The sequence below is a fragment of the Streptomyces sp. SID13726 genome (assembly GCF_010548375.1).
Taxonomy (GTDB): Bacteria; Actinomycetota; Actinomycetes; order Streptomycetales; family Streptomycetaceae; genus Streptomyces.
In genome coordinates this window covers 1-680 of sequence record NZ_JAAGLY010000121.1, presented here as the reverse complement: position 1 = coordinate 680, position 680 = coordinate 1, and the positions used below count along the sequence as shown (strand labels likewise).

At 64.9% G+C, this 680-nt stretch carries 1 pseudogene; it reads right to left on the bottom strand.

Going from position 1 to position 680, the window contains the following annotated elements:
- Window positions 1-473 precede the first annotated feature (473 nt).
- Window positions 474-680, bottom strand: a pseudogene (locus tag G3I78_RS46680) (nuclear transport factor 2 family protein); the annotation flags it as partial.

Genomic DNA, 680 nt, shown 5'->3' with positions numbered 1-680 from the left:
ACGTGCCCGGACAGAGAAGTCCCGCCAAAATGCCGGGCTTTCGCGCGCCACGACGGACAGTGCGGGACGTCCACGAACGTGATCACGGACGCTCGGGGGATCTTGAACTAGTCAGGGCCACGCCTAGCTTGTTGTGAAAGTGCTGGTCGCAGCATTCGCTGATGACTGTGACCAGAGCGTGTTCGTCATGCCACCAACCGGTTATTGCCGGGTATGGGGGCTGCCACCGCCGGGTCGCTGCGTACGCGGACGGCCGAGCCGAGCGCCCACTGGTCACACTGCGGACAGGTGCGGTGCCCGAGCACCTTCAGGCACCTCTGCAGGAGTGGGTGCAGTATGCGTTGCAGCACGAAGACCTCACCGACTACGACGATGACGGCCTTGTTCACGAGATTCGGCTCTGGCTCAAGTTCTGTGGAGTGTCGCTCCCCGCAGCGGCGAACCCTTGACGGCCGGTCGTCTGGGAGCCGCGCTTATGACTGGCCAGGCCCGTCGAGGCGTTCCGTGGGACCGGCGAAGGAGAGGAAGAGAGTCCGCGTGGTGAGCAGCCAGGTGTCGTCCACCTTGCGGAACGTGTCTTCGTAGTGCCCCACCTGAACCGGGGCCCGCGGCGGTACGAGGCCCTCGCTGTAGCCGTCAACACGGTACGTGGTGAAGTAGGTGGTAGCGGCAGCGGCGTC